The 12,245-nt window shown below is 45.0% G+C and carries 8 protein-coding genes and 1 pseudogene; 1 reads left to right on the forward strand and 8 read right to left on the reverse strand.

The features are described 5' to 3' along the window. Positions 1–29: 29 nt before the first annotated feature. The 4 genes from RCO25_RS09675 to RCO25_RS09690 all read right to left on the reverse strand — a co-directional run bounded on the left by RCO25_RS09675 (position 30) and on the right by RCO25_RS09690 (position 5,810). Positions 30–2,279, reverse strand: a complete 2,250-nt coding sequence (locus tag RCO25_RS09675; RefSeq protein ID WP_308995942.1) for a helix-turn-helix domain-containing protein — start codon at positions 2,277–2,279, stop codon at positions 30–32. Between the two features lie 100 nt (positions 2,280–2,379). Beyond that, the gene (locus RCO25_RS09680) at positions 2,380–3,894 is read right to left on the reverse strand and encodes an extracellular solute-binding protein (protein ID WP_308995943.1); all 1,515 of its coding nucleotides are present in this window, start codon (positions 3,892–3,894) and stop codon (positions 2,380–2,382) included. Positions 3,895–3,945: 51 nt separating this feature from the next. Further along, positions 3,946–4,827, reverse strand: a complete 882-nt coding sequence (locus RCO25_RS09685; RefSeq protein WP_308995944.1) for a carbohydrate ABC transporter permease — start codon at positions 4,825–4,827, stop codon at positions 3,946–3,948. 20 nt (positions 4,828–4,847) lie between these two features. Continuing rightward, positions 4,848–5,810: an ABC transporter permease gene (locus tag RCO25_RS09690; protein WP_308995945.1), complete on the reverse strand. Its 963-nt coding sequence runs from the start codon at positions 5,808–5,810 to the stop codon at positions 4,848–4,850. Positions 5,811–6,124: 314 nt separating this feature from the next. Here RCO25_RS09690 and RCO25_RS09695 point away from each other — a divergent pair, with 314 nt between their 5' ends. Next, positions 6,125–8,848, forward strand: coding sequence for an S-layer homology domain-containing protein (locus RCO25_RS09695; protein ID WP_308995946.1), 2,724 nt, complete (start codon positions 6,125–6,127; stop codon positions 8,846–8,848). 326 nt (positions 8,849–9,174) lie between these two features. Here RCO25_RS09695 and fdhA read toward each other — a convergent pair whose 3' ends face one another. From fdhA to RCO25_RS34815, 4 genes and pseudogenes are all read right to left on the reverse strand, one after another. Beyond that, complete coding sequence (gene fdhA, locus RCO25_RS09700; protein WP_308995947.1) at positions 9,175–10,389, reverse strand: formaldehyde dehydrogenase, glutathione-independent; 1,215 nt, start codon at positions 10,387–10,389, stop codon at positions 9,175–9,177. 83 nt (positions 10,390–10,472) lie between these two features. Further along, on the reverse strand, positions 10,473–11,405 hold the full coding sequence (locus tag RCO25_RS09705) for an NHL repeat-containing protein (protein ID WP_308995948.1): 933 nt from the start codon (positions 11,403–11,405) through the stop codon (positions 10,473–10,475). Between the two features lie 334 nt (positions 11,406–11,739). Further along, positions 11,740–12,171, reverse strand: coding sequence for an S-layer homology domain-containing protein (locus RCO25_RS09710; protein ID WP_308995949.1), 432 nt, complete (start codon positions 12,169–12,171; stop codon positions 11,740–11,742). A gap of 15 nt (positions 12,172–12,186) precedes the next feature. Continuing rightward, positions 12,187–12,243 (reverse strand): annotated as a pseudogene (locus RCO25_RS34815) (S-layer homology domain-containing protein); the annotation flags it as partial. Positions 12,244–12,245: the final 2 nt, after the last annotated feature.

The raw sequence follows: 12,245 nt of genomic DNA on the forward strand, positions 1-12,245 counted from the left end.
TGCAATTATGATCAGCCGCCAGAATACAGTTATAACGATCTCGAATGGGATTCTCTATACTGGCCCGGTGTCATGTCTGCAGCTTTGCGGAACGTCCGGATAAACCCGGTGGAGTTCGTATAGCCCAAACGTTCCGCGATTTCCGTAATCTTCATATTGCTGTCCCTTAGCCAAAGTTTGGCCATATTCATTCGGTAGTTCGTCAAATATTCGATAAACGTTATTCCAATTTCTTTCTTGAACACCCGGCTTAAATAGACAGGATGAAACCGGAATTGCTCAGCGCACATTTCCAGCGTAATATCCTGATCGTATTTGTCTTGAATCAGCTCTACTATTTGGTGGGCGATATTGATATATTGCGAATCGATGCGCCCCTGCAGGAAGGCAAGGGTGGGCGGGATCAACTCCGTCTTGAACCATGCCGTAATCTCCTCGGCCGTATTCAATTTCATGAACCGAATCATGACCGATTTGGTGCCGACCAGCCCGTCCAGTGTTCCGCCTTGCTGCTGAACAAGCCGATAGATTTTGGTAATTAATTGGAGCATAAGGGTTTGAAAATCATTAAATGACACATTTTTCACCAAAATCGCCGACGCATACTGGTTAAAATACTCATAAGCCGAGGTGGCATCGCCTGCTTTGAGCCCACCCACCATGCATTCTTCAAAGTGGCTCCAAGAGGCGGCGGGCTGAACACGATTTCGGTTGAGCGTTTCGATATCTTCATAGTTCAAGATGAGCTCATTGCCAAGGCTGATTCTGCGTTTAAGCGCTTCTAATGCCTCTGAGTAAGCGTCCATAGCGTCCGTGTACCTGTGAAACGGCCGACTGATGCCAATACTGATTTTTAGCTGAAGCAGCTCATGCACCTTCGACGCAATTAGCTCCGCCATTTGATAGAAGTAGCCCTTCAGCTCCTCCGGATCCTCTGAATCCCCCAGCAGCAGCGTGACCTGAGACTGATCCAGCAGCAGCGTACCCAAAATACAATCGGCAGGAATCAGCTCCGCTACGACATTATTGATCGCGAATAACAGCAGCTCCTTTTCACTATCCAAGTACCTTGTATCCTCTAGAGAATCGATCTGCAGAGCGAGCACGCCGAGCGCCTTCCCCTTTTCTCCGAAGCCATAGGTCTCATACTTATAGGAGAATTCGCTTTCTGTTACCTGTCCCATAATTAATTTCAACAGGAAAAATTCTTTGACCTGTCCGCGCTGAGCCTGCAGCTGCTGCTGCAAATCCTTTCCCGTACTAAACAATGAAGAAAATCGTTCCTCGATCAGTGCGAATTCATCCCGTTTTTTGAACCCGATGGACTCTCCCCCGAACTGCTCCAACATCGTAAACAGCCGACGGATTGGCCTATACATGCGGAAGGTTCCGTAGAAGGCGGCAAATGCGATTAGAATTAAAATAATGACACAAGCATTTAAGGTGATAAAAGCAATTTTCTTAGAATCCTTTGTAATCGCTTCCATAGATACGATAGAAACATAGGACCAGCCGTTATAGGAGGAAACTCTATAATTGACCGCCATAGCGTCCGTTTCAAAATACCCCGTTTGGTCCAGCGCCGCTTGCATCTTTTGCAGGATAGAAGGCTGGACCCGAACGGTGCTGGAGCTGGATAAGAACGGCTCCCGATCTCGATTAAGTACATAAATGCTTCCTAATTGGGTGTTTTGCGCCAAATTGCTCAGTAACGCATCTTGCGATATATCAATAATCAGCAGCGCTTTAGCCTCAGTCGTAGAGGAGATCATGGGTAGATTAATGACCAACCGGATGTTATTTTTTTGTGAGACACTATCGGTATTAGCTAACCAAAATAAATTTTGGGGACGCTTGGCATATTCGTTCAGTAAGTCTTGATTCGGAAAATCTTCTGTAGACGTAAAGCCGAGATTGCTGATCATCCAATCGTGCTCCAGGTTAATTAGCCTCGTATCGGCTACACCCTCAATAGAATGAAGATTATACAAGCCTTTGGAGAGATTGTTGATCGTTTGGAAATCATCATTGTGCAAATCATCGTATAGAAAGTCGCTTACCAACGATGAATTGATATACTGCACAGCTGCCATTTCCACATTCTTTAAAATTTGTTCCATTCTCATCTGGTTTTGCAGTAGAATCTGTACGTTTCCCTCATTAACCTTCTTCCTAATATCCTTTGAGGCAATAAAGTAGGAAATGACTCCGATGGAAGCAACAGAAACTACACTGAGCAGAAGAGAGAAGACGAGCAATCGATATAAGTATTTAGGCAATGGAAACCTCTCCTTCCTTCGCTTACAAGGCTTCGACATTACCATTATATCAGAGAAATACACGATGCCGATTGCTTAAGAATGCGCCGGTTTGAACGGCTTACTTCTTCTGCTTCGCATACTCGGCCGTATATTCTTCAATCACCTTGCCGCCGCCGGCCTTTTTCCATTTATCCACTTCCGCTTGCCACCCTGCCTCATCCATTTTTCCCATAATAAACTTGGTTTGGGCATCACGAATTAACGTGTCGAGCTCCCCGCCCTTTTCCAAATAAGTTTTGGAATTCAATGTTAACGCTGCATTAGGCACCGCATTTTCCAGGTTTTCGGCAACGACCTTCCAGCCCTTCGCCTGCAAGTCAGATAATTCCAGAGGCAGACCCGTACCGGTCACCTCAAACGCAGGCAGACTGTCACGATAAGGTTTAACCTCAAGATTAAATAGGGACAAATCTATAAACTGCGCTTTTCCGTCAGATGTCTTATTGAAATGCTTGCCTTCAACCCCTCTAGTAAGAAGCGTCGACATCTCCGGGTCCAGCAGTTTATCGAAGAAGCCGAGCAGCTGCTTTAGTTCTGCTTCTGACTTTACGCTCGATTTCGGGAAGACGAAAAAGCCATTATTGCCGGGTTCAGCCGGTACACGATTGCCCGATGGTCCCATATAAGGCACAATATCAACTACGCCATTAGGTACGGCCTTATTTAGGTTGACTTGAGAAGTCGCAGCTGCCGAGGCCACCGTATTGATCCGAATCCCCAAATTGCCTGCATTCCATTTATTATCGGCATCGGCTGTCTGAACAACGGAGAAGTCCTGATTGATTAAATTTTCCTGATAAAGCCTGCGAAGCAGCTTCATGGCATCCAGGTACGGCTTGGTCATAAATTCAGCTACCAGCGTACCGTCTTCCACGCCCCATTTATTCGGCGCTCCCTGAGAAACCGCCAGCCGGGTCAGAAAGGAGCTGCTGGCAACCGGATCGTTGTAGGACTTATCAAGAAACATGCCGTACGTATCTTTCTGACCATTCTTCTCAGGATCCTTCTCTGCGAGAGTCTTCATGATGTTATACCAGTCATCCAAGGTTACCGGAGGCTTCAGGCCAAGCTCGTCAAACCAATCCTTCCGGTAAACGATCCCTGCGCGGCCGAAGTCCCGGTACAAGGGCAATCCATAAAGCTTTCCATCTACCTTTATATTTTCGTAATACAGCGCGTTGACAGCCGATAAGTTTTTATAATCCTTAAGCAATGGACCGATCTCCCAAAACAAGCCGGATTGGATCGCGCCAAGCGTAGTGGCGTTCGACGTTATTTTAAATGCTTTGGGCATTTCGCTGGAGGCGATCATGATATTTTTCTTATCTTCAAAAGCGGCGGAAGGAATCCATTGCATTTCGATTTTTGAATTCGTATATTTCTCTATGGCCAGCTCTACTTCGCTGTCTTTTTTCGGGGCCTCTCCTATTTGAGGCGTAGCGATCGTAACGATTAACGGCGTATTTCCTTCCTGCTTCGCGGTTGGCGTATCTTTCCCGTCTGCACACCCCGATAAACCGCCCGCAATCGTCAGCAATGAAACCATAAGAATAATGAAGCGCTTTCTTTTCATGAGATAACCCCCTGAATTTTATTATACACAATGATACCCTTCGAAAAAAAATTAACCTTTTACCGATCCTAATAGCACACCTTTGGCAAAATGCTTTTGTAAAAATGGGTAGACGAGCACGATCGGGACAGTCGCGACTACAATGGAAGCCATTCGGATCGTCTGCGGCAAATAATCGGTTGGATCTTGCTGCGACGTTGTATCTCCGATTTGATCTTGCGATAACAATACAATTTGTCTCAAAATAACCTGAACCGGAAATTTCTCGGCATCGTTCATATACATCACCGCATTAAAGAATGAATTCCAATGTCCTACAGCATAGAAAAGTCCGAATGTAGCCATTGCCGGCATGGATAACGGCAGAACGATACGGAACAATACCCCCAAGTCATTGCAGCCGTCGATCTTAGCCGAATCCTCCAAGCTATCAGGAATTTGCTGAAAAAAGTTCTTGAGCACGATCAAATTAAACGCGCTGATAGCAGTCGGAATCATCAAGGACCAATACGTATTGATCATGCCGAATGCCTTGACAACAAAATAGGTCGGAATCAATCCCCCGCTGAAGAGCATAGTAACCAGAACCATGAGTAGAATCGTCCGGCGACCCCGTAACGTGGCTTTCGCCAAAGGGTACGCGGTAAATGAGGTCAATATGAGGTTAATGAACGTCCCGAGCACGGTCACATAAATCGAGATCAGTATGCTTCGAATCATCGTATCGGTTGAGAAGATATATTTATACGCTCCTAATGTAAACTTCGAAGGAAATAAGAGCAATCCGCCTTTAGCCACTTCCTCAGGGGTAGCAAAGGACACGGAAACGATATACACGAAGGGAATGATTGTGATTAGCGCTATCAGGATCAACAACGAATAGTTTACAGTATTAAACAGACGGTCACTCCAATGCTTATCTTCCGCTAGCATATTGAAACCTCCTGACGCTATTAATAAATGCCTTCTTCACCGAGTTTTTTCGCCATCCAATTGGAGCCGAGCACAAGGACTAGCCCTACCATAGATTTAAACAGCCCGACAGCGGCACTATAGCTGTATTGTCCTTGGGTCAAGCCTTTCATATATACGTAAGTATCAAACACTTCCCCGACTTCCCTGTTCATGGAGTTAAGCATGAGGAAGATGTGCTCGAAACCCGTGTCCAGAAAAGTACCCAAGCGCAGAATAAACAAAATAACGATCGTGCTGCGAATAGCCGGCAGCGTAATGTGCCAGAGCTGGCGCCAACGTCCTGCTCCATCTATGCGGGACGCTTCGTAGAGCTGAAGGTCTACTCCCGATAACGCGGCCAGAAAAATAATTGTTCCCCATCCTGCTTCTTTCCAGATCGACTGGCTGACGATCATCGTTCTGAACCAATCCTCGCTTAGCAGAAACGGAATTTTCTCTATTCCGATGCTTTGGATCAATTCGTTTACAATCCCTCCTTCGGTAGTAAATAGTACATAGAATATGCCAACCGCTACTACCCATGATACAAAGTGCGGCAAGTACAATAACGTCTGAGCGAAGCGTTTGAATATTTTATTACGGACTTCATTTAACATAAGCGCTAGTACAATAGGAAGCGGAAAGAAAAACACTAAATTATATATCGCTAACAAAATGGTATTTCGGAACAGTATCCAAAACTGCGGCTCTGTAAAAAATCGTTCAAAATGCTTCAGTCCTACCCAGGAACTGTTCATAAAACCGAGATGCGGTTGATAGTCCTCAAATGCCATGATCAAGCCAAACATAGGCACATATTTAAAAATGATGAAATACAAAATACCTGGAAATAAGATGAAATACAACCATCGATCTCTGACAATATCCCTTACGAACAAAGACTCTTTAAATAAAAGGTACTTGTGTCTTGATTGTAACCGGGCTTCATGTTGCCCCTTCATCCGCCGTCCCCCTCTACTTAACTTCATGTGTGTATCGATTACAATTCAAATCATAGGTTTCGGGGTTATGACTGGCAATAGTACTGATCAAACTATCTGAATTCCGAGTCAAATTCGTAGAAAAGGAGTGTATATTGCATCATTTATGAGCTATTTGACCCGTGAATTATCATTCTTTTCAGCTGCATCGTATTATCTTAACCAGCTCTTGATTTGAATAAATTGGCATCTCACATTTCCGCGACCAGCTCTTTCTTTCGGCTTATAATAGATGAATGTCTATTTGGCTTTGAGAGAAGGAGTTTTTGTTCGTTATGTATAAACGATTTGTACAAAAGTGTGTGCTGCTTTGCGGTATCGCGATGATGCTGTTGAACCTGAGTCCAGCCGGTCATCCGTCAGTAAGCGCAGCATGGGTCTACACGCCGGTTGTGTCGGAGGTTAAACTCGATACGGGCTCCGAGATCAAGAAAATGAAAATGGATGATCAACGAGGTTATCTGTATGCAACGGCATCCGATACGAATGAGTTGCTGTTCATTAACTCTAATACGATGAAAATAGAGAAGCGGCTTGCTGTCGGTTCGCATCCGGGCGGGATGGACCAGGTGGGCAATAAAATGTATGTGGCTCTCCAAGGGGCAACCTTAATTGCGGTTGTGAACTTGGATACGAAGCTGGTGGAATCTACGATTATTACGAAAATACAGCCTGCGCAGGTTGCCGTAGATGGCAGCAGCTTGTTCTATGCCGCTGGCGATCAATCGACCGAAATTCATCAAATTAATATGACAGATGGCACGGATACGATTATCGAACGCAGCATATATAAACCTGAGCTTGCCGTCGATCGGCTGTCACACCGTCTGTATGTAGGAAAGACAGGTGTTTCGGCCTATGAGCTTAATGCCTATCGAACGACTACCGGAGAGAAACTGTGGTCGTACAAACCTGAAGGTAACGGATATGCCAGCTCTCTCGTGATCGATAATGGAGCTGTGTATTACGGCAGCCTTCATGTAGATCCGGACAAACTGAGGATCATATCCATTTCACCGGGCGAAGTATTGGATGCTGATTCCGCATTTGTCTATACGACAAATGGCATTTACACGAAGAGTGTAGGTGCAACATCCGCCACCTATAATCCTCTATACGAAAATTCGCTTATTCAAGCGGACAGCATAAGAAATATATTTAGTTATGAACCTTTTTCGAAGACCATTAAGAAGTGGGTCTATAACCTGAATCCTTCCCAGAAGGCGATAGAATTCCAGCGAAGTTCCGACAGCGACAGCATTTCGTTTAATTACAATCTTACTTCCTGGGTGCTTGGCAAAAATGAGAAATACTTGTATGCCATTTCGCCTGAGGCGAACCGTCTTCTGCAGATTGATACAGCTTCGTTTACAGTTACTGGTGATCGGTACGTAGGCTCACTGCCTTCGGATGTGGAAATAAAAAATGGCGTGCTCTATATCTCGCTGAAAGGCAGTACGCATATCGCCATGATTGATACACATCTGGAAACAAACTTTATGGCGCCCCTCACTGAACTGGAAGTCGGCCGGCTGACTTCCGACGTTGCTGCAGGGACAGGGAAGGCTTACTACACGACCGACCAAGGCTGGAATGAAGTGCATGAGTGGCCTTCAGCTGCGATTCACTTCACAGGATCATACAGTGATCCATCGCTTTCGCTGGGCCCGGATGAGTCAACGCTTTGGATCGGTGAAACCGGTTCGACAGGAAGCCGCCTATATCAGCTCGATGCCGTAACCGGCGAGTTGATTCAGAAGATGAAAGACGGCTATTCCAATTTTGGGAATAAAGTGTTGCTCGATGGCGATAAGGTTTATTATGCGTCCAGAAGATTTGATTCCGGCGATTTAGGGCTGATCTACGGCACCTATGCAGACCAATTGTTATTTGCAAGAGGAAATACGGTGCTCGGTACCAATGCGTTTTATGACCGAGATACGTTTAATCCTGCTTACAAGCTGCCTCTCTCTGTTTCCCTCGGGCATATCACACAAGACGGTGCAATTCTGCTCTATGCGGCAGAAAGCAAGCCTTATGAGGATGATACGTACACTTTGTATAAATTCGATAACTTCAATACGATGAAAACGGCCATTCATAACAGGCTGCGCCCTCAAGATATTCGATTCGTCGACCGAAGCGCGGCATCGCAAATGATTGACGGTCAATTGACGTTTCGTCCCGGCGCAATGGGGGATAAGGTGGCTCACTATGAACTCAGCTATTATGATGCCAATGATAAGCCTGTATCGGTATCTACCGACCTTGATCTTGGCATTGTCTATCAGAAATTGCCCAACGGCACGATTTCGCAACGGATCACGTCTAAGAAAATTCTGCCGGCATCTATTAAGCAAATCGGTATCACGCCGGTAGTCAAAAACGGATTGAAGTTTGATGGTGCTATGGCGCTTCTTCCGCTGAATGACAACCGTACCGCAAGGAACAAGTTTGCGGATGTGCTGGACAATAATTTTGCAAAATTTGAGATTGAGACATTGGCAGCGAAACAAGTGATACAAGGCTACAAGGACGGAACCTTTAAGCTGCAGAGCTCAGTGACCCGTGCCGAGTTCGCTACGATGCTGGTGAAGGCTCTTCAACCTCCTTCCAACAAGGGAAAGTATTTTAAAGATGTGAACACGAACTCGTGGTACTTCGGTGAAGTAGCCTCGAGTGCGCGGGCCGGACTGATTAAAGGTTATACGGACGGTACGTTCCGCCCGAATCAGAAGATTACACAGCAGGAGACGCTTGAAATTATCAATCAAGCGCTGCTGTATGATGGATATAAGCCGCCAAGCACAGGAACGCTGCTCAAGTTCAGCTTGCCAAGGGGATATGATGCGTGGTCCGAGCAAGCGATAGATCATTTGCTACGGGAGGGAATCATTAAAGAGAATGACGAGTTTCCGATCAATGCGGATAAGAAGTCGACGCGGGCCGAATCCGCCGAACTGATTTATCGCTTGCTGTATGTGCTCAGAAAGGTATAAAAAAACGCCGTCTAAGTGTGCTATTATACGTCTTAGCGGCGATTTTTTTAGCCTGCTCCGCCCCAGCGGCATACGAACGAGAAGTAATGCTCGAAGAACCGCTCGCGTTTGACTGAAGCCTCGATTTCGCCTCTGCCGGCATATACTGCCCGTTAACTCAACGAGGCTGCCGATTTATGCCGGCAGCCTCGTCTTGGTTATTGTTAACCTATAGTTATACGTTAGCTTAATGACGCTCTTGGTGAAAATTATCCCAGGAAAGATAGATGGAAATAATTGCTATCAAGAAAAACATGACAGTTAATCCGATCTAGATTAAGACACCATTATTTAACGACTCCATGGGGATCAATAACAAATTTCCGGGAAACGCCGCGATCAAAATCTTGATACGCTTTTGGAGCTTCATTTAATGATATAAGTGTGGCATTCACGGCTTTAGCAATTTGTGCACGTCCGCTCATGATCGCCATCATTAATTCTCTGTTGTATTTCATAACTGGCGTTTGGCCTGTCACAAACGTATGGGACTTAGCCCAACCGAGACCAAAACGAATTTTCAATGTTCCAATTTTCGAATCCTCATCCACAGCACCCGGATCCCCTGTTACATAAAGTCCCGGAATTCCTAAGCTGCCGCCTGCACGAGTAACTTCCATAATAGAGTTCAATACAGTTGCTGGCGCTTCGCCATGCCCCTTCCCATGCCCATGCGCTTCAAATCCAACACAATCTATCGCAGAATCTACTTCTGGAGATCCCAAAATTTGATCAATTTGTCCGGCCAAATCACCGTTCTCACGAAGATTAATCGTCTCACAACCAAAGCTTTTCGCTTGGGCAAGACGCTCTGCATTTAAATCACCGACGATAACAACCGCTGCCCCTAACAATTGAGCGGAGTGCGCTGCGGCAAGGCCTACCGGGCCTGCACCAGCAACATATACCGTTGAACCCGGGCGAACCCCAGCACTAACCGCACCATGGTAACCTGTTGGGAAAATATCGGAGAGCATCGTTAAATCAAGAATTTTCTCCATTGCTTTCTCTTTATCTGGGAACTTCAATAGCTGAAAGTCTGCGTATGGAACCATGACATATTCGGATTGTCCGCCAACCCATCCACCCATATCCACATAACCATAAGCAGAACCAGGACGATCTGGATTGACATTTAAACATATATTTGTATTCCGTTCTTTACAACTGCGACAACGTCCGCAAGCAATATTAAAAGGAACAGAGACCAAGTCACCCTTTTTAATAAACTCGACATCACGCCCCACTTCAATAACTTCACCTGTTATCTCATGACCTAAGATAAGACCGGATGGAGCTGTTGTCCTTCCTCTAACCATGTGCTGATCGCTTCCGCATATATTTGTTGTAATTACTTTCAGAATAACCCCATGCTCACATTTACGTCCTACATTTAAAGGATTGACACCCGGACCATCCTTCAACACCAAGTCTGGATAAGCTGTGTCTCGTACCTCAACACTTCCCGGTTTACTATAAACAACTGCCTTATTTCCAGACATGTTCTCATCTCCATTTACTAGTTTATTGAAATTAAAGATTACATACTTTATCAGCCTCTATGACTAGATAATAAAGATTGTAATTATGCAAGTGTAAGCTTAGTTATACGTCCATCGAAAATCCATTCAGCAACATAGACAGAACCTTTGGAATCAACACAAACACCATGCGGTGAGCTGAATTTATTATCCTTGTAGTACGACTTAGGTAAATTCGGCCAGCCTTCTTGTTTGTAGGCCTGCTGATCTTCGCCTAAATGACAGATCAACCGATCATTTTTGTCAAAAATCGTAATCCGGCTGTTTAAGTCTGGGAAGAAGAGATCATCCCCGTGATAATAGAAGCTGCAGGGCTGATCCATATCATCGACGATGACTCTTTTAAAATCGCCCTGTAAGGTGAAGACTTGTATCCGATGATTGCCACGATCAGCTACATAAACTTCTTCTATACCACTGCGAATATCAATGGAAATACCATGCGGGCAGTTCAATTGTCCTAAGTCCGTACCTTTCCCGCCCCAAGAACGGATATAATCCCCTGCTGCTGTATATTGATGAATCCAGCTTTGTCCATAACCATCAGATACATAAATATCGCCATTTGCCGAAACAGCTACATCTGTAGGGATATATTTAAGCTCCTCGTTGTATAGATCAGGACGATCAGGTGTTCCCAATGTCAATAAGTGCTTTCCGCTCAAATCCATTTTTACAACATTACCGCGAGATGTGTCTGTGATAAAAAGGTATTCACTATTTTGCTCCTTATGAAGATAAAATCCGTGTGCACCACCCTCGAACTCTTCGCCCCAAGCCGCTTGAAATTCCCCAGTCTGATCAAATTTGAAAATGGAGGGCTTTCCTGTATGAAAGACATAGACGTTATCCTGTTGATCTACGACGATTCCATGTGTATAGCCAAACTCCAAGTGAGCAGGAAGCTTTGCCCAGCCTTGAACAAGATCATAGCTGCGTGCCGTATTTCCTAATTGCTGTATTTTGTTTGTGATCATATTTAAATCCTCTTTTCCTTAATTAAGTGATTAATTTTTTGTTTGCAAACGCTATCGATAATTGAAACATCATCCGATGTTAGATCAGCTACTGCCGTCACGAATCAATAAATGATAGTGTTGTCTGATATGATAAACTCCCAAACTATATTAGTCTTTGAACTAACGAGACTTAATTTTGCACTATATGGACATTATGATGAAAAAACGGAGATTTTGATAATTGGCATCATCATTAAAAGAACAAGGGAAGGCTTTTCTGCCTCCCCCTGTCCTTAGTTAACCCTGTATCAATCTAGCAACCACTGCAATATCCAAACGCTTTGGCCCTTAATTAATCCTTTTTCGTTTCACTATTGATTCGCCTTTTCTTTATGTTCCAACTCCCTAAGATCATCATCACCGCTTCCGCTCTCGTGGCATTCTCATACGGTGCAAAGAGGTTCTTCCCTCGACCCTTAATGAGATTCGCTTCATACGCTGCGGCTACAGAGGGCCTTGCCCAATCAGCTACTTTGTCCGCATCGGCAAAAGATAACTTCGCTTTCGGATCTGCCTTGAGCCCCAGTGCACGAACGATCATGACCGTCATTTCAGAGCGAGTAATATTCCGTGTCGGACGGAAGGTGTTATTGTCATAGCCCTTCAAAATTCCTGCTTCTATCGTTCGTGAGATGGAAGGTCTAGCCCAAGCCGGAATCTTATTCAAATCTGTGAAAGGCAGCTCTCTTTCTTCGCCTTCTAGATTTAATGCACGGCTCAACATGACAGCGAATTCACTTCGTGTTGTTTGCGCATTCGGCCGGAATGTGCCATCAGTATAGCCTGCGATGAATCCTA

This window comes from Paenibacillus sp. LHD-38, assembly GCF_031157315.1.
Taxonomy (GTDB): Bacteria; Bacillota; Bacilli; order Paenibacillales; family Paenibacillaceae; genus Pristimantibacillus.